Source organism: Actinacidiphila glaucinigra, assembly GCF_035918135.1.
GTDB classification, from domain to species: domain Bacteria; phylum Actinomycetota; class Actinomycetes; order Streptomycetales; family Streptomycetaceae; genus Actinacidiphila; species Actinacidiphila glaucinigra.
The window spans coordinates 4,225,185-4,248,372 of record NZ_CP109144.1 but is presented as its reverse complement, the minus strand read 5'-3'; the positions used below and the strand labels follow the sequence as shown (position 1 = coordinate 4,248,372).

Sequence of the window (23,188 nt, the reverse complement as noted above, 5' to 3'; positions counted from 1 at the left end):
GTCGAGGGCCCGGGGAGAGCGCATGGACACCGAGTCGGAGCCGTATGTCCGCCTCGCGACCCTGCGCCAGGTGCACCAGGTCGTGGCGGACCTCAACTGCGCGCGCAGCCTCGCCGACACCCTGCAGGCCGTGGCCGACGGCGTCGTCAAGGGCCTCGGCTTTGAACTGGCCGTGGTCAACCTCGTCCGCCCCGACGGCGACCTGGTCGTCGCCGCCGTCGCCGGGAGCGCCGCCGCGGAGGCCCTGATGGCCGGCCGGGTCGGCTCGCGCGCCTCCTGGGAGCGCCGGCTCACGATGGGGGAGCGCTGGGGCACCCTGCGCTTCATACCCCACCATGAGGGCTGGGTGCTGGACGGCGACGACGTCCCCAGCTGGCCCGGTGACGGCCCGCCGCCCCGCTTCCCCGACGAGTGGCACCCCGAGGACCGCCTCCTCGCTCCCATGCACGCCAACCCGGCCGGCGCCGGCGAGCTGATCGGCGTCATATCCGTCGACCGCCCCGTCGGCGGCCGCCGTCCCGGCCCGTGGGGCCGCGAGGCGTTGCAGATGTACGCCTTCCAGTCCGCCATCGCCATCAGCAACGCGCGTCTACGTGCAAATATGCAACGCGCCCTGGTCCGTCTGGAGCGCGAGCAACAGGCGCTGCGGGCCAGCGAGGAGAGCTTCCGGCAGGCCTTCGAGTACGCCCCCAGTGGCATGGCCATCGCCGAGATGGGCGGCGACCAGCACGGCAAACTCGTCCGCACCAACGACGCCCTGTGCCGGCTGCTCGGCCGCCCCGCCGCGGTGCTGCGCCGCCACTCCTTCTCCGACCTCGTCCACCCCGAGGACGTCGGCGTCCTGCTGCGCACCAGCGCCGAGGGCGGCCGCGCCGAACTGCGGCTGCAGCGCCGCGACGGCAGCTACGTGTGGGTCAACCTGCGCAACTCCGTCGTCGCCGACACCGCCGACGGCCCGCGCTTCCTGCTCACCCACGTCGAGGACATCGAGGAACGCAAGGGCCGCGAACTCGCCCTCGCCCACCGGGCCAGCCACGACTCGCTCACCGGGCTGCCCAACAGCGCCGAGCTGCGCGCCCGGCTGTCCGGCAAGATCTGCGCCCGCCCGCAGGCCCCGGACGCCGACGGCCACACCGCCGCCCACGCGGGCACCGACGAGTTCGCCTACACCTACGACTACGACCCGGTCGACGGCACCGCCCGGCTGTCCGGCTTCGACCACCACACCCACAGCGTCCAGCCGTCCGACGAGGCGGACGGCGGCAAGGGCCTGGCCGTGCTCTTCTGCGACCTGGACGGCTTCAAGTCGATCAACGACCGCTTCGGGCACCACACCGGCGACGCCGTGCTCATCGAGGTCGCCCGCCGCCTCACCAGCGCGGTGCGCGACGGCGACACGGTGGCCCGGCTGGGCGGCGACGAGTTCGTCGTCCTCGCCGACGGCCTCGGCCGCGAGGACGCCGAGGACCTCGCCGTCCGCCTGCGCAACGCGATCATCCCGCCGATCCGCTTCGAGGGCCGCGCGGTCCGGGTCGGCGCCAGCTTCGGCATCGGCTGGGCCGGCTGCGGGATGACGGCGGACGAGGTGCTGCAGTCCGCGGACCAGCGCATGTACATCGAGAAGCGCTCCCGCAACGGCACCCGCAGCCACCGCCGCGCCGCGGGCTGACCGGGCGGGGGCGCACCCCCCGGCGGCCCGCCGCCTCCTCCTCGGCGGAGGGCGCGCGTCCACCCTGGGGAGTACCCCGGATCGCTCCTCCGGTTGACTCCCGCACACATCCGGGATGCCTACGCTGGGTTACGTGCAGCGTCTCTACGATTTCCTCCGCAGGCACCCGACCTGGGTCGACAGCTTCTGGGCTCTCGTCCTGCTCGGGTTCTCCTCCCTGTGGATCGCCAACGACGAGCTGCACGCGCACTCCCGGGCCGCCGCCGTGCCGCTGGCGCTCGCGCTGTCCGCCGTGGTCGCGCTGCGCCGCCGCATGCCGGAGAAGATGCTGCTGCTCGGCATCCTCGTCGGGGTGCTCCAACTGGTGCTGGACGTCCAGGCCAACCCGGGCGACTTCGCCATGCTGGTGATCATCTACACCGTCGCGGCCAACGGCGCACGCTGGGCGTCCCGGCTCGCCTTCGCCGGCGGCCTGGTCGCCTCCACCATCTCCACGCTGCGCTGGCCCAACGAGAGCGAGGGTCAATGGGCCGACGCCGTCTCCGCCGTCTTCCTCGCCGTCCCCTTCCTGCTGGCCTGGGTGATCGGCGACAGCCTCCGCACCCGCCGCGCCTACTACGCCGAGCTTGAGGAACGCGCCGCCCGCCTGCAGCGCGAACGCGAGGCCCAGTCCAAGGCCGCGGTCGCCGCCGAACGCGCGCGTATCGCCCGCGAACTGCACGACGTCGTCGCCCACAACGTCTCCGTCATGGTCGTCCAGGCCGACGGCGCCGCCTATGTGCTGGACGCCTCGCCCGAGCAGGCCAAGCAGGCGCTGGAGACCATCTCCACCACCGGCCGCCAGGCCCTCACCGAGATGCGCCGCCTCCTCGGGGTGCTGCGCGCCGGAGACGACGGCGGCGGCGAGTACGTGCCGCAGCCCGGCGTCGACCAGCTGACCGACCTCATAGAGCAGGTCCGCGGCGCGGGGCTGCCCGTCGCCTTCGAGGTCGCGGGGGAGTCCCGGCCGCTCGCCAGCGGCGTCGAGCTCACCGCCTACCGCATCGTGCAGGAGGCGCTCACCAACACCCGCAAGCACGGCGGGCCCGAGGCGCACGCCAAGGTCCGTCTCACCTTCGGCGACGGCGACCTCAGCCTCCTCATCGAGGACGACGGGCGCGGCGCCCAGCAGGAGCTGTACGAAGGCGGCGGCGAGGACGGCCAGGGCCAGGGCCTCATCGGCATGCGCGAACGCGTCGGCATGGTCAGCGGCACCCTGGACGCCGGGCCCCGCCCCGGCGGAGGCTTCCGCATCAGCGCGGTGCTCCCGGTGAAGACCGCGCGCTAGCGGGATGCGCTGCGCGAAGGCGGGAAACAGAGACGACAGGCAAAGGGAAAGAGGACCGGACCCATGGCGATCCGCGTGATGCTCGTCGACGACCAGGTGCTGCTGCGCACCGGCTTCCGCATGGTGCTGCAGGCCCAGCCCGACATGGAGGTCGTCGCCGAGGCGGGGGACGGCGCGGAGGCCGTCGAGACCCTGCGCACCACCGCGGTCGACGTGGTCCTCATGGACGTCCGGATGCCGCGCCTGGACGGTGTCGAGGCCACCCGCCAGATCTGCGGCGCCCCCGACCGCACCCCCGACGACGGCGGGCCCCGCGTGCTCATCCTGACCACCTTCGACCTCGACGAGTACGCCTTCTCCGCCCTCAAGGCCGGCGCGAGCGGCTTCATGCTCAAGGACGTCCCCCCGGACGAGCTGCTCGCGGCGATCCGCGCCGTCCACAGCGGCGACGCGGTCGTCGCCCCCAGCACCACCCGGCGCCTGCTCGACCGCTTCACCCCGCTGCTGCCGAGCACGAGCCAGCCGACGCACAAGGAGCTGGACCGGCTGACGGACCGCGAGCGCGAGGTGCTGCTGCTGGTCGCCCAAGGGCTGTCCAACGGGGAGATCGCGGCGAAGCTGGTGCTCAGCGAGGCGACGGTGAAGACGCATGTCGGACGCATCCTCACGAAGCTGGGGCTTCGGGACCGCGTGCAGGCGGTGGTCCTGGCGTACGAGACGGGGCTGGTCCGTGCGGGCGGGGGCGGCGGCGCCTGAGCCTTTGTTCGCGGGGCCGTTTCGGTTGCGGTTCGTTGTTGTGTGCGGGAGATGCCCGCCGCAGGCGCAACGGACCCGCACACAACGTCACGCCCCCGCGCGGGCCTCCGCGAGGAACACCGTGAAGTCCGCCACCGCGTCCGCGACCCCCGCCGGGTCCCACTCGAGCGCGGACGCCCCCACCGTGACCTCCGTCATCGCGACCCCCGGCACTTCCGCCTCCGCCCAGCGCCCGAAGAGCGCCGTCTTGGTCTCCTCGGCCTGCCGCACCGTGGCCTCGTTGAGGACGTCCGGGGATTCCGCCAGCCACACCTGGAACTGGTGCGTGTGCGGTACCTCCGGGTGCACCCGGACCCAGCCCGCCCCTGCGGCGAGTGCGTCCCGCAGGGCCGCCGCGACGCCCCTCGCGTGGGCGACGTACTCCGGCAGGCGCGGCAGTTCGTGGTCGAGCCCGTCGAGGGCGGCCAGCACCGCGGGCCACTGCTGGAAGACCAGGCCGCCGTAACGGTGCCGCCAGGTGCGCGCCTCGGCGGCGAGGTCGGCGGAGCCGGCGAGGGCGGCGCCGGAGACGCCGCCGAGGGACTTGTAGAAGGAGACGTACACGCTGTCGGCGAGGCCGGCGATCTCGTCCAGGGGGCGCCCGAAGTGCGGCGGGCACTCCCACAGGCGGGCGCCGTCGAAGTGGACGACGGCGTCGCGCTCGCGTGCCGCGGCCACGACGGCGGTGAGTTCGTCCCAGGTGGGCAGGACGAAGCCGGCGTCCCGGAGCGGTAGTTCCAGCATGAGCGTGCCGAAGGGCTCGTCCATGCCGCGCACCTCGTCGGCGTCGGGTATCCGGCGGGCCGTGGTGGGGTGGACGGTCCGCAGCCCGCTCAGCGCGGACAGCGCGCCGCGCTCGTGCATCTCGGGGTGGGCCAGCGGGTGCAGCGCGACGACGGGGTTGCCGGTGCGTCCCGCCCAGCAGCGCAGGGCGACCTGCTGCGCCATCGTCCCGGTGGGGAACCAGACGGCCTCCTCCGTGCCGAGCAGCCCGGCCACCCGGTGCTCCAGTTCGGAGACGATCCCGTCGCCGTACATGTCCACGGGGCTGTCCAGGCCGTCCCGTCCGGCCAGCCTGGCCAGCCGTTCGCGCATCGTGGCGGGCTTCCCGTGGGACAGCACGCGGTCGCAGGAGCGTACGGCGGCGATGCGCCGGGCCTTCTCGTCATCGGCAGGGGTCATGGACCGATCCTGCCGCCCCGGAGGGCGCCGGGAAACATTCGCGTAGCATTGACGAGAACGTCCGGTACCCCCGTGAGGACTGGAACGGAAGGCCAGCGCAGCGTGAACGCATCGCACACCCCGGGGCCCCTGCCCCCCGACGTGGAGGCCCGCCCCGCGCGGCTCACGGTCGGTGTCGTCGGCGCGGGGCGGGTCGGTCCCGCGCTCGCGGCCGCGCTGAAGCTGGCCGGGCACCATCCGGTCGCGGCGTCGGGTGTGTCCGACGTCTCACGCCGCCGCGCCGCCGCCCTGCTGCCCGACGTGCCGATGGTGGAGCCCGCCGAGGTGCTGGCCCGCGCCGAGCTGGTCCTGCTGACCGTGCCGGACGACGCGCTGCCCGGGCTGGTGACCGGCCTCGCCGAGACCGGGGCCGTACGGCCGGGCCAGCTGCTGGTGCACACCTCGGGCCGGTACGGGACCGGCGTGCTGGCGCCCGCCCTGCGCGCGGGCGCACTGCCGCTGGCGCTGCACCCCGCGATGACCTTCACCGGCACCTCCGTCGACGTGCAGCGGCTGGCCGGCTGCTCCTTCGGCGTCACGGCCCCCGCGGAGCTGCGGATGGCGGCCGAGGCCCTGGTGATCGAGATGGGCGGCGAGCCCGAGTGGATCGAGGAGTCGGCGCGTCCGCTCTACCACGCGGGCCTGGCGATCGGCGCGAACCACCTGGTCACCCTGGTCGCCCAGTCCATGGAGCTGCTGCGCGCCTCGGGCGTCACCGAGCCGGGCCGCATGCTGGGCCCGCTGCTGGGGGCGGCCCTGGACAACGCCCTGCGCTCCGGTGACGCCGCCCTGACCGGCCCGGTCGCCCGCGGCGACGCCGGCACGGTCGCGGCGCACCTGGCGGAACTGCGCCTGCACGCCCCGGAGATGGTGGCCCCGTACATCGCGATGGCCCGCGCCACGGCGGACCGCGCGCTGGCGGGCGGAATGCTGAAGGCGGAGTTCGCCGAGGCGCTGCTGGGCGTCCTGGGGGACGGCGCCGAGGGGGGAGAGCGATGACCGGGCTGGTGCACACCGCGCGCGAACTGCGGGAGGCCGTCGAGGGCCGGCCCGGCCGGGCCGGCGTCGTCATGACCATGGGCGCGCTGCACGAGGGGCACGCGACGCTCGTGCGGACCGCCCGCGAGCGGGTGGGGGACGGCACGGTCGTCGTCACCGTCTTCGTCAACCCGCTGCAGTTCGGGCCGGACGAGGACTTCGACCGCTACCCGCGCACCCTCGACGCCGACGTCGCGACCGCCGGCCGGGCCGGCGCCGACCTCGTCTTCGCGCCCTCCGTCGACGAGGTGTACCCCGGCGGTCAGCCGCGGGTGCGGATCAGCGCCGGGCCGATGGGCGAGGGCTACGAGGGCGCCTCGCGCCCCGGCCACTTCGACGGCATGCTGACCGTCGTCGCCAAGCTGCTCCACCTGACCCGGCCGGACGTGGCGTTCTACGGCCAGAAGGACGCCCAGCAACTGGCCCTGATCCGCCGCATGGTGACGGACCTGAACTTCCCGGCCGAGATCGTCGGCGTGCCCACGGTCCGCGAACCGGACGGCCTGGCCCTGTCCAGCCGCAACCGCTACCTCTCCGACGACGACCGCGAGAGCGCCCTCACCCTCTCCCGAGCCCTGTTCGCGGGTCGCGAGGCGCTGGGCGACGGCCCGGACGCCGTACGGACGGCGGCCCGGACGGTGCTGGAGAAGGGCGACGGCCTGGCGGTGGACTACCTCGCCCTGATCGACCCGAGTGACTTCACCGAGGCCGCCCCCGGCCACACCGGGCCGGCGGTGCTCGCCGTCGCCGCCAAGGTCGGCACGACCCGGCTGATCGACAACGTCCCCCTGGAGTTCGGAGTCCGCCGATGAGCGGCACAGGTACAGGCATACGGCTGCACGCCCCCGCGCCCGGCTGGGAGCACGAGGCGGACGTGGTGGTCGTCGGTTCCGGCGTCGCCGGGCTGACGGTCGCGCTGCGCTGCGCCGCGCAGGGCGCCAAGGTCACCGTCGTCACCAAGGCACGGCTCGACGACGGCTCCACGCGCTGGGCGCAGGGCGGCATCGCCGCCGCCCTGGGCGAGGGTGACACCCCCGAGCAGCACCTGGACGACACCTTGGTGGCGGGCGCCGGGCTGTGCGACGAGGAGGCCGTGCGCACCCTGGTCACCGAGGGCCCAGACGCCGTCCGCCGGCTGATAGCGACGGGCGCGCACTTCGACACCAGCGAGACGACGGGCGAGATCCTGCTGACCCGGGAGGGCGGTCACCACCGCCGCCGGATCGCGCACGCGGGCGGCGACGCGACGGGCCTGGAGATCTCCCGGGCGCTGATCGAGGCCGTCGGCGAGGCCGGGATCGAGTTCATCGAGAACGCGCTCGTGCTGGACCTGCTGACCGACGCGGAGGGCCGCGCCGCGGGCGTCACCCTGCACGTCATGGGCGAGGGGCAGCGCGACGGCGTCGGCGCCGTACGGGCCCGCGCCGTGGTGCTGGCCACCGGCGGCATGGGGCAGGTCTTCTCGGCCACCACCAACCCGGCGGTGTCCACCGGAGACGGGGTGGCCCTCGCGCTGCGCGCCGGTGCGGAGGTCTCGGACCTGGAGTTCGTGCAGTTCCACCCGACGGTCCTCTTCCTCGGCCCGGACGCGGAGGGCCAGCAGCCGCTGGTCTCCGAGGCCGTGCGCGGGGAGGGCGCCTTCCTCGTGGACGCCGACGGGGTGCGCTTCATGCAGGGGCAGCACGAGCTGGCCGAACTGGCGCCCCGCGACATCGTCGCCAAGGGCATCACCCGCCGCATGCAGGAGACCGGCACCGAGCACATGTACCTCGACGGCCGGCACTTCGGCGCCCGGATGTGGGAGCGGCGCTTCCCGACGATCCTGGCCGCCTGCCGCGCCAACGGCATCGACCCGGTCACCCGGCCGATCCCGGTGGCCCCCGCCGCGCACTACGCCTCCGGCGGCGTCCGCACCGACCTGCACGGCCGGACCACGGTGCCGGGCCTGTACGCGTGCGGCGAGGTCGCCTGCACGGGCGTGCACGGCGCCAACCGGCTGGCGTCCAACTCCCTCCTGGAGGGGCTGGTCTTCGCCGAGCGCATCGCCGCCGACATCGCCGAGCACCCCGCGGCCCCCGGCGCCCCCGTGGTCCCCGACCCGAGCCGCTTCCCGCTGCTGCCGGCCGGGGCGCGCTTCGAGATCCAGCGGATCATGACGCGCGGCGCCGGGGTGCTGCGCAGCGAGGCCAGCCTGGACGAGGCGGCCGCGGCGCTGGGCCGGATGTACGCCGACGCCGCGGAACTGCTGGAGCGCGACGGCAAGACGGCCGAGCCCTGTGTGGAGAGCTGGGAGGCGACCAATCTCTGCCTGGTCGCCCGGATCCTGGTGGAGGCGGCCCGCCGCCGCGAGGAGACCCGCGGCTGCCACTGGCGCGAGGACCGCCCCGAGCGGGACGACGAGAACTGGCGCAGGCACATCGTCGTACGGCTTCCGTCCGGTGCGGCGGCACCCGTCGCACCCACTAGTCTCACCATCCGCACCACCCCCACAGCGGACCTTCCCCCGACCCGTTCCGGAACGGAGCACCTGCGATGAGCACGCCCGACCTCCCCCTCCTGCAGATCGGCGGCGCCGGAGGCGGTGGCTGCGGCGACGGCTGCGGCTGCGGTTCCGACGGCGACTACGCGCACGACCCGGGCGAGTGCGGTCTCGACCCCGACCTGGCGCAGCTGCTCGTCGACGCCGGGCTGGACCCGGTCCTGGTCGAGGACGTCGCGCACATGGCCATCGAGGAGGACCTGGACGGCGGGGTGGACGTCACCACGGTGGCCACCATCCCCGAGGACGCCATGGCCACCGGTGACTTCACCGCGCGCGAGGCCGGCGTGGTCGCCGGGCTGCGGGTCGCCGAGGCGGTCCTGTCCATCGTCTGCACCGACGAGTTCGAGGTCGAGCGGCACGTCGAGGACGGCGACCGGGTCGAGGCCGGTCAAACGCTGCTCTCGGTGCGCACCCGTACGAGGGACCTGCTGACCGCGGAGCGCAGCGCGCTCAACCTGATGTGCCGGCTGTCCGGGATCGCCACCACCACGCGCCGCTGGGCGGACGCGCTGAAGGGCACCAAGGCGAAGGTCCGCGACACCCGGAAGACGACCCCGGGCCTGCGCGCGCTGGAGAAGTACGCGGTGCGCTGCGGCGGCGGCGTCAACCACCGCATGTCGCTGTCGGACGCGGCCCTGGTCAAGGACAACCACGTGGTCGCAGCGGGCGGCGTGGCGGCGGCCTTCAAGGCCGTCCGCGACGAGTTCCCCGAGCTGGCGATCGAGGTCGAGGTCGACACCCTGCACCAGGTCCGCGAGGTCCTGGACGCGGGCGCCGACCTGATCCTGCTGGACAACTTCACCCCCTCCGACACGGAGGAGGCGGTCGCCATCGTCGCGGGCCGCGCCCTGCTGGAGTCCTCGGGCCGGCTCACCCTGGACAACGCCCGCGCCTACGCCGCGACCGGCGTCGACTACCTGGCCGTGGGCGCCCTGACGCACTCCTCGCCGATCCTGGACATCGGACTGGACCTGCGGTCCGAGGGGTCGGAGCGGGACTGATGCTTCTCACCATCGACGTCGGCAACACCCACACCGTCCTGGGGCTGTTCGACGGGGACGAGATCGTCGAGCACTGGCGGGTCTCCACCGACCCGCGCCGCACGGCGGACGAGATGGCCGTGCTCATGCAGGGCCTGATGGGCATGCACCCGCTGCTCGGCGAGGAACTGGGCGACAACATCCACGGGATCGCCATCTGCTCCACCGTCCCCTCCGTGCTGCACGAGCTGCGCGAGGTGACGCGCCGCTACTACGGGGACGTGCCCTCGGTGCTCGTGGAGCCCGGCGTCAAGACCGGCGTCCCGGTGCTCACCGACAACCCCAAGGAAGTCGGCTCCGACCGGATCATCAACGCGCTGGCCGCCGTTCACCTCTACGGCGGGCCGTGCATCGTGGTGGACTTCGGCACGGCCACCACCTTCGACGCGGTCACGGCGCGCGGCGAGTACGCGGGCGGTGCCATCGCCCCCGGCATCGAGATCTCGGTGGACGCCCTGGGCGCCCGCGGGGCCCAGCTGCGCAAGGTGGAGCTGTCCCGCCCGCGTAGCGTCATCGGCAAGAACACCATCGAGGCCATGCAGTCCGGCATCCTCTACGGCTTCGCGGGCCAGGTGGACGGTGTGGCCGAGCGGATGGCGCGGGAGCTCGCCGACGACCCGGACGACGTCACGGTCATCGCCACCGGCGGACTGGCACCGCTGGTGCTGGGCGAGTCGGCGGTCATCGACGTCCACGAGCCCTGGCTGACCCTGATAGGCCTTCGGCTGGTCTACGAGCGGAACGTGTCGACGACCTGACGACCTGACGACTTGACGACCTGACGACGCGACGACCCGTCGACCTGCGACCCGGCGGGTCCGCCGGGGGACCCGCGCGGCACGCCCGGCCATATCTGGTTACGCGTATTTTGTCCGGTTAGTACGTAAAGTCAGACCATGCCCACGCCACACGGGTCCCGAGGCGGAATGGCGTTCAGCGCGGATGAACTGCGCGTGCTCCGGCGCGCCCTCTCAGCGGCCCTCCAGTCCAGCACCATGATCCCCACCCCCGACGAGGTCAGGGACTATCTGCGCCTTGCCGGGGACGTCGACGAGGCGGCCCGCGAGGGCGGGCGGCTGCGGACCTTCCAGCTCGCGGAACTCGCCAGGTACCGGGCGGCGCTGCCGGGCAGCGCCGCCGGCTACCTCGAGCGTCTGACGGGAGCGCTCGACACGGGGTACGTGCCCCTGCCGGACGACCTCGCCGCGCTGCGCCGGCTGCACGACGCGCCGTGCACCGACGCCGAGGCGCATCGCAGGCGGGCCGTGCTGCGCCGCTGCGAGCACCTGGCGGAACTCGACGTGCGCGCCCGCCTGGAGGCGCGCATCCCCGCTCCCTCGCAACCCTGCGGCACGCCCTCCGCGGGCAGGGCCCGGCTGCGCGCGCTGCCCGGCGGACGGTCCGCCTCCGACGACCCCAAGCCGGGCCCCAAGCCCGAGCCGAAGGCGCCCCCCGCCGAGCCGGCCGCGCCGGAACCCGGTGAGGAGAAGCGCAAGGTGCCCACGCCGGCCGAGATCTTCCCGCCGCGCCGCCGCTCCGCGCCCCCGCCCGAGGAGCGCGCCACGGGCTGACCCGAAGTCGGCGCACAACCTTCCGGAGACGTCACGGGTCCATCCCGTGACGTCTCCCGTGCGTTCACGGGTGCGCCACCTGGCCGTCGACTTCCTCAGGGGGAACCCGGATGAGACTCACCCGGTCCGCGGTGTGCGCCGCGGCCGCCGTCACGACCCTCGCGGCGGGGTTCACCGCCACCGCGGGCCCGGCATCCGCCGCTCCCGCCAGGGAGCTGTACCTGACCGCCCCGGTCGATGTCGGGGTGGCCGCGTCGGGCACCGCGTACAAGACCTTCGAGGTGACCGCACGGGCCCAGCGCCTGGGCGAGGTGTCGGAGCCCGCCCACGAGGTCGTCGTCACCCTGGACCTCGCCGGCCTGGCCGGGGTGCTGGACGTGGTGCTCCCCGCGGACCTGTGCGCCACCTCCGGCACCACCGCCACCTGCGCGCTGGGCGAGGTCGACCACATCGGCACGGCGATACCCGTGAAGGTGCGGGCCGCCTCCGGCACGCGGACCGACGACGCCGGGACGCTGCGCTACACCGTCACCGCGAAGGACGCCACGGCGCATCCGGACAACACGGCCGCCACCCGGATCAGGGTCGGCACCGGTCCGGACCTGACGGTGCCGAAGCGGTCCACCGTCTCCGGCGTCCGGCCCGGCGACACCCTCGAACTGCCGGTCGTCATCGCCAACACCGGCGACCGGCCGACCCGCGGCGGCGTCTCCGTCCTGGTGCAGACCGGCCTCACCGACTCCTCCGGCCGGGATCTGGTGGTGGCGGGGGACTTCGGCAACTGCCGGTACCACCTGGAGTACACCGAGGGCGATCCGCAGAACGGCTTCGTCTGCCACTTCGACACCGACATCGCCCCGGGCGAGGTCTGGGAACTCGCGCGGCCGCTGCGGATCGAGGTCGGGCCCGACGCCGCCGACGGAACGGTGGGCTACCAGGCCGACGTGATCGGCGGGGACCTCGACGAGGAGGCGGTCCGCGGGACCCCCGGCAGCGGAGCCCCGCTCACGCTCGTCCGCACGACCCCCGCCCCTGCTGCGAAGGACGCGGCAGGCGAGGGGACGGCCCTGCGGACGTCCGCCGCGCCCGAGGGCCGGGACATCGACTACGGCGACAACACCGGCGGCCTGGCCGTCCGGCTCGCCGCCCCCGGCTCCCCGTCCCCCGGCCACCGCGGAGCGGACCTGGTCGCGGTCGGCGACACGGTCCGGACGACGGTCGGCGACCGCACCGAGGCGGTCGTGGGCCTGCGCAACGAGGGCGACGAGGCCGCGTCCGCACTCGGCTCCGACAGGACCGCGCCGGCCACCTGGGTCGCGGTGGAGATCCCCCGCGGGGTGCGGGTGACCGCGCGCGACCGCGCCTGCAGGCTGACGACGAGCGCGGACTGGGACGACTACCCGGGCGGCGCGACCTTCGGCGACGACCCGAAGGACGTCGCTCCCGTGCCGACCGGAACGATCTACTACTGCTCCACCCGGCACGCGATCGAGCCCGGCACCGGCCAGACCTTCTCCTTCACCCTCGTCGCGGACCGGGCCCTGGACGCGGCCGCCGGCCTGGTCTTCGCGGCCTCGGAATACGGCGCCGACCTCAAGGACCAGAAGAACAACGCGGGCGTCCTCACGGTGACGGCGCAGGCGCCGTCCGATTCCGGGGTGAGCGGCTCCGGCGGCTCCGGGGTGGTCCCGGACGGCGGGACGGGCGGGTCCCTCGCCGCCACCGGCGCGGCCTCCGCACGCCCCCTGGCGGCCGGCTCGGCGGCCTTCGCGGTACTGGGGGCGCTCCTGGTCGCGGCGGTCCGTCGCAGGGCGCGTACGGGCGCGTAGCCGCCCCGGAGCGAGCGAACCGCGGCCCGGCCGGCGCCCCCGCCGGCCGGGGCCGCGGTACGACCGGCCGGGGGCTCCGCCGCCGGTGGTGGTCCGCCGCAGGGCGCGTACGGGGGCGTGGCTACCCTGGTGCCATGGACTACGTCTCCGCGCTCGTGCCCCCCACCGTGATGGCCATCGCGTTCACCTTTCTCATCCGGACGCTGATCAGGAGCCAGGGCGGGGTCAACAAGGCCAAGGAGGACGCGGTGGTCGACGCCGCGCTGTCCGGCGCGCAGCCCCCGGCCCAGCGGTCGGGCGGCACCGAGCAGCGGGTATGACCTCAATATTTCCCGCATTCCGGGCATTGCGCCCGTAAGCAACTAGTATTCGGGTGTGCCCCGTCCATTGGGAGACCTCGAAGACGCCGTGATGACCCGGGTATGGCGCTGGAACCACCCGGTGACGGTGCGCGAGGTGCTGGAGGATCTCCGCCGGGAGCGCTCGATCGCGTACACGACGGTCATGACCGTAATGGACAACCTTCATCAGAAGGGCTGGCTCCGGCGGGAAGCCGAAGGACGCGCCTATCGCTATGAGGCGGTTTCCACTCGCGCCGCTTACTCGGCGGCGCTCATGCACGAGGCGTGGTCCGCGAGCGACAACCCCGCGGCGGCCCTTGTCGCCTTCTTCGGCATGATGTCGGCGGAACAGCGAGAAGCGCTCCGCGACGCAATGCGCGTGGTGCAATCCGCTGATCCGGGTGACCCCGGCGAGACGGACGGATCGGACGGGCGATAGCGTCCGCACATGCCCGCCGCATCAAAAGACGTCACCATCCGCCGGGCCCGGACGGCCGACGTGCCGGCTGTCCGGCGACTGCTCGACGCCTATGTCCGCGACCGCATCCTGCTCGACAAGCCGACGGTGACGCTTTACGAGGACATCCAGGAGTTCTGGGTGGCCGAACACGACCACGACGCCGAGGTGGTGGCCTGCGGGGCGCTGCACGTGATGTGGGAGGACCTGGCCGAGGTGCGCACCCTCGCGGTCTCGCCGGCGCACCACGGCAAGGGTGTCGGGCATCTCGTGCTGGAGAAGCTGCTGCAGACCGCGCGGTGGCTGGGAGTGCGGCGAATTTTCTGCCTCACCTTCGAAGTGGACTTCTTCACGAAGCACGGCTTCGTCGAGATCGGCGAGACGCCGGTCGACGGCGATGTCTTCGGTGAGCTGCTGAGGTCAAAGGACGAGGGTGTGGCCGAGTTCCTCGACCTCGAACGAGTGAAACCCAACACCTTGGGCAACAGCCGGATGCTGTTGCATCTGTGAGGCTGCCCACGGTGTCCGTCCGGCACAACAGTATGTCCGAAACGTTCCGCTGAAGACCGCGGCGATGCCTACCGGGACGGGAGCAGTTCGGGCAAGGGGTTTGAGTTTTCCGGGAAAAGGCGGTTTGCTTTTACCGGTAATCCGTATTCGATGAAAGGGAAGCCGGTGGCACAGAAGGTACAGGTCCTTCTTGTTGACGACCTCGACGGCGGCGAGGCGGATGAGACCGTGACGTTCGCACTCGACGGAGTGACGTACGAGATCGACCTCACCACCGACAACGCCGACAAGCTGCGCGGTGTCCTCGGCCCGTACGTGGACGGCGGCCGCCGCACCGGTGGCCGTGCCGGCCGCGGGCGCACCACGAAGGGCGCCGCCCGCGGGGGCGCCGCGAGCCAGGACACCGCGAAGATCCGCGCGTGGGCGAAGGAAGAGGGCTACGAGGTCAACGACCGCGGTCGCGTTCCCGCGCAGATCCGCGAGGCGTACGAGAAGGCGCACGGCTGATCGGTCCGGGCGACGCGCAGCCGGACCCGGTGGCAGGCGGTCGCGAGCGCGGAGACCAGGGCCGTGAGGCCCACGGTCCCCGCGGAGCGTCCGTCCGCCGCGGGGCCGGGCTGCGCGCAGAACGTCATCGCGGGCAGGTGGAGCGGCGCGCCGGCGTGGCGTCCGCCGTCCGGAACGGGCGGCCGGAGCCAGGCGGGCGCGCCGTCGCCGTAGGCGGCCTCCGGCCCGCACAGCGGTACGAGGTCGAGCGGGATGCCGCTCCACTCCAGCCAGTCCAGCAGGCCGGGCAGTTCCTCGGCGCCGCCCGGGGCGACGAAGAACCGCATGCGGTGCCCCGCCAGGGCGACCGGTCCGGTCCGGGGCGCCGGGAAGCGGCCGAGCACCTCGTGCCCCGCCTCCGCGGGGACGTCGAGGGCGTCCGCGTGTTCCAGGGTCGCCGGGACCCGTGAGGCCTGCATGCCCTGCGCAACGCCCCCCGGGGGTCCCGGGTTACGAGGCGGGTCACCGGGAGTGCCCGGCGGGCCGGTTCCGTCACGCTCCGTGAATCCACACGACGCAAGTCTGTTCGCCCATAGCAGACAGCGGGCGTGCTCCCTGCATGGACTGTCCGTGCGGGCGGGTAAGAAATACCTAGTGGGAACGGACGACGGCCATGTCGGACAGGCGGGACGTTCGCCCTCGGCGTACTGGATAAAGGGCTATCCGCCTGGCCTGCGGGAACATCGTCTCGCACCATCGGGTTGAGGCTGTTGTCGACGGCGCGGGGGTAAACGACCTCGCCAGGTGTCGACGGTTGAAGTGAGCTGCCCCGCTGTGCGGGACTAGCATGCGGAAGGACAGGGAGGGGACACGCCCCTAACTGCCCGACCGCTCTGAGGAGCGATTAACGATGTTCGAGAGGTTCACCGACCGCGCGCGGCGGGTTGTCGTCCTGGCTCAGGAAGAAGCCCGGATGCTCAACCACAACTACATCGGCACCGAGCACATCCTCCTGGGCCTTATCCACGAGGGTGAGGGTGTCGCCGCTAAGGCCCTGGAGAGCCTCGGGATTTCGCTCGAGGCGGTCCGCCAGCAGGTTGAGGAGATCATCGGACAGGGGCAGCAGGCCCCGTCCGGCCACATCCCCTTCACCCCCCGGGCCAAGAAGGTCCTGGAGCTGTCGCTCCGCGAGGCCCTCCAGCTCGGCCACAACTACATCGGCACGGAGCACATCCTGCTCGGCCTGATTCGCGAGGGCGAGGGCGTCGCGGCCCAGGTCCTGGTGAAGCTGGGTGCCGATCTCAACCGGGTGCGGCAGCAGGTCATCCAGCTGCTCTCCGGCTACCAGGGCAAGGAGGCCGCCACCGCCGGCGGCCCGGCCGAGGGCACCCCCTCGACCTCGCTCGTCCTGGACCAGTTCGGCCGCAACCTCACGCAGGCCGCTCGTGAGACCAAGCTCGACCCGGTGATCGGGCGCGAGAAGGAGATCGAGCGCGTGATGCAGGTGCTGTCGCGCCGCACCAAGAACAACCCCGTCCTCATCGGCGAGCCCGGCGTCGGCAAGACCGCCGTCGTCGAGGGCCTGGCCCAGGCCATCGTCAAGGGCGAGGTCCCGGAGACGCTGAAGGACAAGCAGCTCTACACCCTGGACCTCGGGGCCCTGGTGGCCGGCTCCCGCTACCGCGGTGACTTCGAGGAGCGCCTGAAGAAGGTGCTCAAGGAGATCCGCACCCGCGGCGACATCATCCTGTTCATCGACGAGCTCCACACCCTGGTGGGTGCGGGTGCCGCCGAGGGCGCGATCGACGCCGCCTCGATCCTCAAGCCGATGCTGGCCCGCGGTGAGCTGCAGACCATCGGCGCCACCACGCTCGACGAGTACCGCAAGCACCTGGAGAAGGACGCGGCCCTGGAGCGCCGCTTCCAGCCCATCCAGGTCGCGGAGCCGTCGCTGCCGCACACCATCGAGATCCTCAAGGGCCTGCGGGACCGCTACGAGGCCCACCACCGGGTGTCCATCACGGACGCCGCCCTGGTGGCCGCGGCGACCCTCGCCGACCGCTACATCTCGGACCGCTTCCTGCCGGACAAGGCGATCGACCTCATCGACGAGGCCGGTTCCCGGATGCGCATCCGCCGGATGACCGCTCCGCCGGACCTGCGCGAGTTCGACGAGAAGATCGCCGACGTGCGCCGGGAGAAGGAGTCCGCGATCGACTCGCAGGACTTCGAGAAGGCCGCTTCCCTCCGCGACAAGGAGAAGCAGCTGCTCTCCGCGAAGACCAAGCGGGAGAAGGAGTGGAAGGCCGGCGACATGGACGTCGTCGCCGAGGTCGACGAGGAGCTGATCGCCGAGGTCCTGGCCACGGCCACGGGCATCCCGGTCTTCAAGCTCACCGAGGAGGAGTCCTCGCGTCTGCTGCGCATGGAGGACGAGCTGCACAAGCGCGTCATCGGCCAGAAGGACGCGATCAAGGCCCTCTCGCAGGCCATCCGCCGCACGAGGGCCGGTCTGAAGGACCCCAAGCGCCCCGGTGGCTCGTTCATCTTCGCCGGCCCCTCCGGTGTCGGTAAGACCGAGCTCTCCAAGACGCTCGCCGAGTTCCTCTTCGGCGACGAGGACGCGCTGATCCAGCTCGACATGTCCGAGTTCAGCGAGAAGCACACCGTCTCGCGGCTCTTCGGCTCCCCGCCCGGATACGTCGGCTACGAGGAGGGCGGCCAGCTCACCGAGAAGGTGCGCCGCAAGCCGTTCTCCGTCGTCCTCTTCGACGAGGTCGAGAAGGCCCACCCGGACATCTTCAACAGCCTGCTGCAGATCCTGGAGGACGGTCGCCTGACCGACTCCCAGGGCCGGGTCGTGGACTTCAAGAACACGGTCATCATCATGACGACCAACCTCGGCACCCGGGACATCTCCAAGGGCTTCAACCTCGGCTTCGCGGCCGCGGGTGACGTCAAGACCGGGTACGAGCGGATGAAGGCCAAGGTCGGCGAGGAGCTCAAGCAGCACTTCCGGCCCGAGTTCCTGAACCGTGTCGACGACATCGTGGTCTTCCACCAGCTCAGCGAGGAAGACATCATCCAGATCGTCGACCTCATGATCGCCCGGGTGGACGAGCGCCTCAGGGACAAGGACATGGGCATTGAGCTCAGCCCCGAGGCCAAGTCCCTGCTCGCCAAGAAGGGCTACGACCCCGTGCTGGGCGCCAGGCCGCTGCGCCGGACGATCCAGCGGGAGATCGAGGACGTGCTCTCCGAGAAGATCCTCTTCGGTGAGCTGCGCACCGGTCACATCGTGGTCGTGGGCACCGAGGGCGAGGGCGAGAACGTCAAGTTCACCTTCCGCGGTGAGGAGAAGGTGGCCGTCGCCGACGCGCCTCCGGTCGAGGCGGCCGGCGGGCCGAACCTCAGCAAGGAAGCATAACCGCAGGTAATCGCACAGCGATCCGACCCCGTCCGCACAATAGTGCGGGCGGGGTCGTCGCGTTTTGTGTTCCCCATGAACCCACCCTTGTTGCGCCGGTTGCATTTGTGGAAAGGTGAGCGATGTTCCGCACGGACCCTTCCTTCTCCGTGCTTCCGGCCGGTGTCGTGCCCTCATTCCGGCAGGCATTCGAAAAGATCAGCCGAGAGTGAGGAGAGGCCGCCTTGCCCCTCCATCGGCGCCCCGGCCTCACCTCCCCCCCACGTAGCTGCGTCCCGCGCCGGCGCATTGGTTCGTACTTTTCCCGGCGGGGCGAACGCGGAAGGAAACTCTCGTTGAAGGAATCCCCGCATCCGAATTCCGCGCACCCCGGCCGGCTGTTCGGCGTACCGGACGAGTCGCTGTCCGGAGAGATCGGAAAGTCCCTGGGAAAAGAAGACGCGCACCAGCCGTTCGAGGAGTTGCTGGCCCGCCATTGGCGGCCGGTCTCCGAGTACGCGGAGTTGTGCACGGTCTCCGGACACGCCGCCGGGATACTCGCGGCGGCCGCGTTCACCCGGGTCTTCGTCGACACCCTGCGACTGACCGGGCCCACGGCCGCCTGGCGCCCCGAGCTGCTGATCACCGTCCACAAGATCGCCGAGGAGTGGGCCGTCGACCGCCGGCGGGCCTGGCTCCACCGGACGCTGCGCCCCCGCCCCGACCAGGCCGACACCCGGCTGGCGGTACCCGAGAACCGCCGGCTGGCGAACCGGGCCTTCATGCGGCTCCCCGAGCCCGCCCGCTGCCTGCTCTGGCACGCCGAGGTCGACGCCGAGCCGCTGGACGTACCGGCCGGGCTGCTCGGCATCGACCCGGAGCGGGCCGCGGCCCAGCTGGAGCTCGCCCGCACCCGCTTCCGCGAGGCCTGCGTCCAGGCGCACCGGGACCTCGCGCCGTACGAGGCCTGCCTGCAGTTCAGCCGCCTCCTGGACATCTCCGTCCACCGCGGCGGCGCCGGACTCGTGCCCGATCTGCAGCGGCACATCGCCCGCTGCGACCACTGCCGGTACGCGGCCGAGCAGCTCGACCACTCCGGGGACCGGCTGGGCGTGCTGATCGCCGAGGCGGTACTGGTCTGGGAGGCGCGGGGCTACCACGACTCGCGCCCCTCCCGCCGGGCGGCGCATGACAACGATGCCGGGAACGGCTCCGGCGGCTCCCCGGGACGGCGCCGCGGCGGCCGCAGGCGCCGGGCCGCGAGCGGTGTCCGCCGGCGGCTCACCGCGACCCTGCTGGGCCTCGGCGGCTTCGTCCTCGTGACCGCCCTGGTCGTCGGCCTCACGACCGGCGACGGCGGTGGCGAGGGCCGTGCCTCCGGCACGGCGCCCACCGCGGCCACGGCGTCCCCCACCGTCTCGGCTCCGGTCACCACCTCGGACACCGCGCCCGGACCGGGCACGGTCACCGCCGACCCCGTCCCCGCCGACGGGCTCCGCGGCCGGCTCCGGAACAGGGACAACGACCTGTGCGTCGACCTGACCGGCCGCCGCACCGTCATCGGCACCGAGACGGCCACCGCGCGCTGCGACACCGGCGCCACGCAGTTCTGGTCGTACGAGCCGGACGGGCTGATGCGCAGCGTCGCCCAGCCCGCGTACTGTCTCAACTCCCACCGCGGCCCCGCCCTGGAACTCGGCCTGTGCACGGCGTCCTTCGTCACCGGCGCCGAGGACGTGCGCTACGACCTCACCCTGACCGGGGACCTCATCCCGCGCTGGAACCAGCAGCTCGCGGTCGCCCCCGCGGGCCGCGAGGCGGGTGCCGCGGTCGTCCTCAGGCCCCGCGACGGCCGGCCCGTCCAGCGCTGGACCTTCGACACCTCCGTCACCCCGCCCCGCTTCCAGTCGGTGGCGTACACCACCGGCTCGCGGTTGGCCGCCGGCGCCACCCGGGTGGCCGCGCTGCCCTCGGCGCCGCCGAGCCCGACGCCCTCGGCCACCGGCTCGCCGACCGTCGGCGGGGACCCCTGCGACGGGTACTGCGACGGGGACGGCCACGACGGCCGGGGCCACGGCGGCTGGGGCGGTTGGAGGGACCGGGACGGCGACTAGCCTCCCCGACGCGGCCCGGGGACGACGGCCACGCCCGCGGGCAGCCGGTCGGCCCCGGTCAGGCGGTCGGCGGGCAGCGGAACGCGCACGGTCAGCGGGCCGGGGTGGGCGGCGAGCGGTGACAGGTCGAGCCGGCCGTCGGCCGGGGCGGCCAGTTCCAGCTCGCGCAGTGCGGGCAGCCCGCCGATCGACGTCCAGTCGGCGGGCGCGCCCGGGCCGAGCAGCGCGAGCCTGCGCAGCCCCTGCTGGCCCGCCAGGAAGCGCAGGTCGGTCAGGGTGCAGTCCTTCACCCTGACCTCGGTCAGCGCGAGCCCGGCCACGTACCCGGCCAGCTCGTCCGCGGGCAGGTCGCCCCGCAGGTCGAGGCGGCTGGGCCGCAGACCGAGCCCGCGCAGCTCGCGCAGCTGCTCGGCGGAGCGGATGGTGAAGTCCAGGCCGTCCGGGTCGAGACGGGCGACGACCTCCCGCGCGTACACGGCGCAGTCGAAGCGGTGCCAGGACCACATCAGCTGGGCGCGGACCCGCAGGGACCGGTGCGCGGCGAAGCCCGCCAGGTAGCGGGCGGCCCGGTCCGAGGGCAGGTGGCAGGCGGTCACCACGACATGGAGGGATTCCGCGTCGGAGAGTCCGCCGGGGCCGGGGAGGAGATCCAGGACGAGCGGCCCGGCCTCGGCCAGGGCGCGGGCCTCTCCCGCGTCGGCGGGCGGGACGAGCGCCGCGGCGCGCCGCTCCACGGCCTCGCGCACGCCCGGGTCGAGGGCGGCGGAGTCCTCCAGGCTGGCGGCGGCGAGCAGGTGGAGCCGGGCCCGGGTGCGCCGGTCCGCGGCGAGGTCGCCGCGGTCGAGGAGGTCCCGCAGGAGCGCGGAACGCTCCGGCGGGCGGGCGAGCGCGACCGCCATGCGCAGGACGTCCTCCCACCGGTCGTCGGCGGCGTGCGCGGCGAGCAGCCCGAAGTCGCCCTCCGCCACGGCCGCCCGGGCGCCCAGGTGGTCCTGGAAGGTGCGGTGCACGAAGTCGACCGAGCCGGGGGCGGCCCGGCGCAGCACGCCGCCGCGGTCGAGGAGGTGCGCCAGGACGGCGGTGGCGTCGCCGAGCGCGGCGGCCTCGGGGACGGCGGGCAGCGCCCGCGCGACGACGGCCTCGGCCCGGCCGAGGTCCATCTCGGTGCGGCCGTTGCGGACCAGCCAGTACGCCAGCCGCTGCAGCAACTCGGTCTGCGCCTCCTCGCGCAGCGGCACGACCGCCGTCTCCCGTTCGCGGTCGCGGCGCACCAGCAGCATCGACAGGGCGGCGGCGTACAGGTCCTTCCTGGCCCTGGGCAGGTAGCCGCGGCGGTCGTGGTGCAGGGCGCAGATCAGCCCGCACATCAGCGGGTTGGTGGCGAGGCGGCCGAGGTCCGGTTCGGCACGCACGGCGCCGAGCAGCCCTTCGGCGTACCCGGCCGCCCCCGGCCCGGCGGCGGCGTGCCAGCGGCGGACGAAGGCGGCGACGTCGGCGGGGCCCATGGGGGTCAGGGCCAGCTCGGTGAATCCCTCCCCGGCCAGCCAGTCCTCCCGTACGGCAGAGGGGCGGGAGGTGACCAGCCAGCGGTTGCCGGGATGGGCGTCGAGCAGATCGCCGAGCCAGGCCCGCGCTCGGCGGCGCTCGGCGTCGGGGATCTCGTCGATGCCGTCCACCAGCAGCAGCCCGCGGCCCTCCGCGAGGACGCGGGCCTCCCAGCCGGCCGGCTGCGTGCCGGCGAGCGGGCAGCCGGCGGCGGCGAGGAAGTCGCGGGGCGCGGGGAGGCGCTCGCCGTGGCGGGTGAGGGTGCGCAGCGGCAGGACGAAGGGGATCCGGTCCTCCAGGTACGCCATGCCCTCGTCCGGGTCCAGGCGCGCGCAGGCGGTCGCCAGCCACTGCACGAGCGTGGTCTTCCCCGACCCCGCCTCGCCGCGCAGCAGGACCCGCTCGTGCGCGGCGAGGGCCCGGTCGGCGGCACGCGGCCCGGCGGACTCCTCCGTCCCGCCGCCCGCGGGCCCGGCGGACGGCACCGCCTCCAGGCTGAGGTAGGCGGTGGCCAGCGGCCAGCGGTCCGGGGTGTCCGCCAGGTCGAGGCCGTGGATCGTGAGCCGCCCGTACTTCTTCGCGACGTAGTCCAGGTAGCGCCGCTCGAAGGCCGCGTCCTCGCCGCCCGGCAGCGGGGTGCGGGTGATGAGCGCGTCGACGCGGGCGGTCAGGTCGCCCAGCGCCCGGCTCTGCTCGACCAGGGTGGCGGCGACGAAGGTCGAGCGCTGGGTGAAGAAGTGCAGGATGTGCAGGCAGGCCGTGTCGAGCAGCCGTTCGTGGAAGTGCGCGCCGTCGGCGCTGAGTTCCCGCTCCGGGGAACCGGCGGCGCGGCGCAGGGCGCGGGCGAACGCGGTGTGGCCGAGGTCCACGGCCTGCACGTCGGTGAGGTCGAGGTCGCCCAGGGCCCGGAGGGAGGCCGCGAGGGCGTCGGCGACGGCGGTCTCCTCGTCGGCGCCGACGGGGCGTTCCCCGGCGCGCAGGGCGCGGCGCACCAGCCTGGCGGCCAGGGCGCGCAGGTCCGCGTCGGTGAGGGTGCGCTTCTCGCCCCTGAAGGAGACGCGCGAGGAGATGCGGACCGGCCGGTCGACGAGGCCCGCGCCGGGGCCCTCGGCCACGAAGAGCCTCTTGACCAGCGGCCCCGCGACGGCCGACGCCAGCCGTACACCCACGGCCGAAGGATCCACGTTTCCGCCCCCCCGTCATACGGATCGCGCGCTCTTCTCCTTCACGCGCTCCGCCGGCTCCGCATTTCTCTTTCCGTGTGACCCGGGCCACGGGACCTAGGTCCCGAAGGGCA

19 protein-coding genes are annotated in these 23,188 nt (G+C 73.4%); 16 read left to right on the top strand and 3 right to left on the bottom strand.

All coding sequences use genetic code 11. The features are described from left to right. Positions 1-22 precede the first annotated feature (22 nt). The 3 genes from cdgB (at position 23) to OIE69_RS18815 (ending at position 3,752) form a co-directional block, all read left to right on the top strand. The gene (cdgB, locus tag OIE69_RS18825; RefSeq protein ID WP_326573037.1) at positions 23-1,669 is read left to right on the top strand and encodes a diguanylate cyclase CdgB; all 1,647 of its coding nucleotides are present in this window, start codon (positions 23-25) and stop codon (positions 1,667-1,669) included. A 133-nt stretch (positions 1,670-1,802) separates the two neighbouring features. Further along, on the top strand, positions 1,803-2,996 hold the full coding sequence (locus tag OIE69_RS18820; protein WP_326573036.1) for a sensor histidine kinase: 1,194 nt from the start codon (positions 1,803-1,805) through the stop codon (positions 2,994-2,996). A 63-nt stretch (positions 2,997-3,059) separates the two neighbouring features. Next, on the top strand, positions 3,060-3,752 hold the full coding sequence (locus OIE69_RS18815; RefSeq protein ID WP_326573035.1) for a response regulator transcription factor: 693 nt from the start codon (positions 3,060-3,062) through the stop codon (positions 3,750-3,752). A gap of 87 nt (positions 3,753-3,839) precedes the next feature. Here OIE69_RS18815 and OIE69_RS18810 read toward each other — a convergent pair whose 3' ends face one another. After that, complete coding sequence (locus tag OIE69_RS18810; RefSeq protein WP_326573034.1) at positions 3,840-4,973, bottom strand: threonine aldolase family protein; 1,134 nt, start codon at positions 4,971-4,973, stop codon at positions 3,840-3,842. 102 nt (positions 4,974-5,075) lie between these two features. Here OIE69_RS18810 and OIE69_RS18805 point away from each other — a divergent pair, with 102 nt between their 5' ends. From OIE69_RS18805 to OIE69_RS18755, 11 genes are all read left to right on the top strand, one after another. Further along, on the top strand, positions 5,076-6,011 hold the full coding sequence (locus tag OIE69_RS18805; RefSeq protein ID WP_392567529.1) for a Rossmann-like and DUF2520 domain-containing protein: 936 nt from the start codon (positions 5,076-5,078) through the stop codon (positions 6,009-6,011). Continuing rightward, positions 6,008-6,862 carry a pantoate--beta-alanine ligase gene (gene panC / locus OIE69_RS18800; protein ID WP_326573033.1) on the top strand — a complete coding sequence of 285 codons (855 nt, stop codon included), beginning with the start codon at positions 6,008-6,010 and terminating at the stop codon, positions 6,860-6,862. Before OIE69_RS18805 ends, panC begins: the two co-directional genes overlap by 4 nt. After that, positions 6,859-8,586, top strand: coding sequence for an L-aspartate oxidase (locus tag OIE69_RS18795; RefSeq protein ID WP_326573032.1), 1,728 nt, complete (start codon positions 6,859-6,861; stop codon positions 8,584-8,586). Before panC ends, OIE69_RS18795 begins: the two co-directional genes overlap by 4 nt. Continuing rightward, positions 8,583-9,593, top strand: coding sequence for a carboxylating nicotinate-nucleotide diphosphorylase (gene nadC, locus OIE69_RS18790; protein WP_326573031.1), 1,011 nt, complete (start codon positions 8,583-8,585; stop codon positions 9,591-9,593). Before OIE69_RS18795 ends, nadC begins: the two co-directional genes overlap by 4 nt. Next, positions 9,593-10,390 carry a type III pantothenate kinase gene (locus OIE69_RS18785; RefSeq protein WP_326573030.1) on the top strand — a complete coding sequence of 266 codons (798 nt, stop codon included), beginning with the start codon at positions 9,593-9,595 and terminating at the stop codon, positions 10,388-10,390. Before nadC ends, OIE69_RS18785 begins: the two co-directional genes overlap by 1 nt. 138 nt (positions 10,391-10,528) lie before the next feature. Then, a complete protein-coding gene (locus OIE69_RS18780; RefSeq protein WP_326573029.1) occupies positions 10,529-11,203 on the top strand; it encodes a hypothetical protein in 675 nt (224 codons plus the stop codon). Between the two features lie 110 nt (positions 11,204-11,313). Next, positions 11,314-13,032 carry a hypothetical protein gene (locus tag OIE69_RS18775; RefSeq protein ID WP_326573028.1) on the top strand — a complete coding sequence of 573 codons (1,719 nt, stop codon included), beginning with the start codon at positions 11,314-11,316 and terminating at the stop codon, positions 13,030-13,032. Positions 13,033-13,166: 134 nt separating this feature from the next. Continuing rightward, positions 13,167-13,352, top strand: coding sequence for a hypothetical protein (locus OIE69_RS18770; RefSeq protein WP_326573027.1), 186 nt, complete (start codon positions 13,167-13,169; stop codon positions 13,350-13,352). A 55-nt stretch (positions 13,353-13,407) separates the two neighbouring features. After that, positions 13,408-13,812, top strand: a complete 405-nt coding sequence (locus tag OIE69_RS18765) for a BlaI/MecI/CopY family transcriptional regulator (RefSeq protein ID WP_078619908.1) — start codon at positions 13,408-13,410, stop codon at positions 13,810-13,812. Positions 13,813-13,821: 9 nt separating this feature from the next. Next, positions 13,822-14,340 (top strand): amino-acid N-acetyltransferase, encoded by a 519-nt coding sequence (locus tag OIE69_RS18760; RefSeq protein WP_089227613.1) that lies wholly within the window; start codon positions 13,822-13,824, stop codon positions 14,338-14,340. A 165-nt stretch (positions 14,341-14,505) separates the two neighbouring features. Next, on the top strand, positions 14,506-14,847 hold the full coding sequence (locus OIE69_RS18755) for a histone-like nucleoid-structuring protein Lsr2 (protein ID WP_326573026.1): 342 nt from the start codon (positions 14,506-14,508) through the stop codon (positions 14,845-14,847). Here OIE69_RS18755 and OIE69_RS18750 read toward each other — a convergent pair. Further along, positions 14,778-15,305, bottom strand: coding sequence for a hypothetical protein (locus OIE69_RS18750; protein WP_326573025.1), 528 nt, complete (start codon positions 15,303-15,305; stop codon positions 14,778-14,780). The genes OIE69_RS18755 and OIE69_RS18750 overlap by 70 nt on opposite strands. Before the next feature lie 431 nt (positions 15,306-15,736). Between OIE69_RS18750 and OIE69_RS18745 the strand changes: the two genes are divergently transcribed. Both OIE69_RS18745 and OIE69_RS18740 read left to right on the top strand, forming a co-directional pair. Continuing rightward, entirely contained in the window at positions 15,737-18,253 is a 2,517-nt protein-coding gene (locus OIE69_RS18745; protein WP_018559555.1) for an ATP-dependent Clp protease ATP-binding subunit, read from the top strand. Between the two features lie 335 nt (positions 18,254-18,588). Further along, the gene (locus OIE69_RS18740; protein WP_326573024.1) at positions 18,589-20,346 is read left to right on the top strand and encodes an RICIN domain-containing protein; all 1,758 of its coding nucleotides are present in this window, start codon (positions 18,589-18,591) and stop codon (positions 20,344-20,346) included. Here the strand turns inward: OIE69_RS18740 and OIE69_RS18735 are convergent. Further along, entirely contained in the window at positions 20,343-23,075 is a 2,733-nt protein-coding gene (locus tag OIE69_RS18735; protein WP_326573023.1) for an NACHT domain-containing protein, read from the bottom strand. The genes OIE69_RS18740 and OIE69_RS18735 overlap by 4 nt on opposite strands. Positions 23,076-23,188: the final 113 nt, after the last annotated feature.